We start from the raw sequence: 829 nt of genomic DNA, 5'->3' as shown, positions 1-829 counted from the left end.
GGATACACGACGGTGCTGCATGGGTAGGTGAGCTGGTGAACGGCCTGTTTGCCGGTGATGCCCGGGTCGTGTCCAGGGTAATTGATAAGTTAACCGAACAGGCGGAGTCGCTGGTGCAGACCCTGGCGACTTACGGGCTTGGTTGGTTAACAACCGTGGACCAGGCAACAGGGCAGCAGAACCTGGAAGTCGTAAAGGAGATCCTGGTTCGCCGTGGAAATACCCTTGTAGAACCACTGCTGACCGGCGTGACGGGCGAGGCGGCGGCACTCGGAAACCAGGCATCAGAATCCACCGCGCTCAGAAACGCCGTGATGCCGTTCGTACAGGACCAGGTTCAGAAAGGTCAGGTACTGGAAAGACTGGCCGCTTACGGAGTGGATGCGCTGGTAAACAGCGTCAGCAAGCATAAATACGACCTTGCAGGGGATGTAAAAGCACTGACCCGGGCAAGCATGGACAAAGCCCTACCGGAACTGGAACAGCTTCTCCATAGACGGTTGCAAGCCCTAAGTACTGCAATGGAAAAGGGGGCAGACGATAAGCAAGGCGTTGTGGCTGACCTGCGCCAGGCGGCGAAAGCTCAGAAGCCAGAGGAAAGAGCCGGAGATCTTGCTGTCACTGGTGTGAAGAAAACGACAACTGACCATCAAAATCAACAGGACCATTGGCATGATGCTCGTCAGGCCGTTGCAGAGCAGCTGGGTAACCTGGCTGATGAAACCGTTGACCTGGTCATTAAACAGAGTGATCAGTTGGAGGCGGTCAAGCCGATTCTGGCGGGCAGTATTCGTGAGGTTATGGATCTTGTCGTCAAAGAAGGGGCTCT

At 55.6% G+C, this 829-nt stretch carries 1 protein-coding gene; it reads left to right on the top strand.

Annotated elements, in window-relative coordinates:
• A partial coding sequence (locus J7438_RS26230; protein ID WP_209278969.1) for a hypothetical protein occupies window positions 1–829 on the top strand: 829 nt, incomplete at both ends.

It is taken from the genome of Thalassotalea sp. G20_0, assembly GCF_017744175.1.
Taxonomy (GTDB): Bacteria; Pseudomonadota; Gammaproteobacteria; order Pseudomonadales; family Endozoicomonadaceae; genus Endozoicomonas.
Note: the sequence above shows the minus strand (reverse complement) of the source record. Positions and strands in the feature narration are given on the sequence as shown.